Source organism: Cysteiniphilum sp. 19S12-1 (genome assembly GCF_052030685.1).
In the GTDB taxonomy this organism is placed as follows: Bacteria; Pseudomonadota; Gammaproteobacteria; order Francisellales; family Francisellaceae; genus Caedibacter.
In genome coordinates, this window is the sequence record NZ_JBQAJM010000097.1 from 1 (window position 1) to 562 (window position 562).

Annotated in this window: 1 protein-coding gene; it reads right to left on the reverse strand. The window is 35.9% G+C overall.

What is annotated here, in order from left to right:
- Window positions 1–449, reverse strand: a 449-nt coding sequence (locus tag ACTS4L_RS11395; RefSeq protein ID WP_440652076.1) for a Tn3 family transposase, incomplete at its 3' end; no start/stop codon positions are given.
- Between the last annotated feature and the right edge of the window lie 113 nt (window positions 450–562).

The window sequence follows — 562 nt, forward strand, 5'->3', positions numbered from 1 at the left end:
CAAAAAACAAAATTTCCAAGCAGGCTAATATGTTGCCATGCTACAGGTGAAAGCCGCTTAATTTGCTTACACAGTTTCTCATCACCTATTGCCTCAGCCTGTGTTAATAGCTCTGATAGTAATGAAGCGTTATAATAAATAATACAGCAAGCTAATACTCGATTGCATTGATTGCTGATTTCAAGCGCATTTTCAGATTTACCAAGGATTTTTTTGCCATTGACTTGGAATAACGCCGACCGTATTTGATGGAAGGCTTCACCACGATTTAATGCTCGATGTACATTTCTTCTTAGTTGAATATCATCGATATATTTGAGCATGTAAATACTCATAATGATCTTATCAAATTCAATGAGTGCTTTGAGTGTCCTGTTTTTTCGTGAGTATGATGATAATTTTTTTATGATCGTACTTTGTGACACATCTTTGCGCGCAATAGATGCCAAAATACGTTGGATTTCATCCCACTCACTCGTGATTAGCTGTTAGAACCAGCAAAAACTTTAGGCTCAGCCAGAGTTATTTTGCAAATCAACCAACATTATTTTGCAAATGAAAT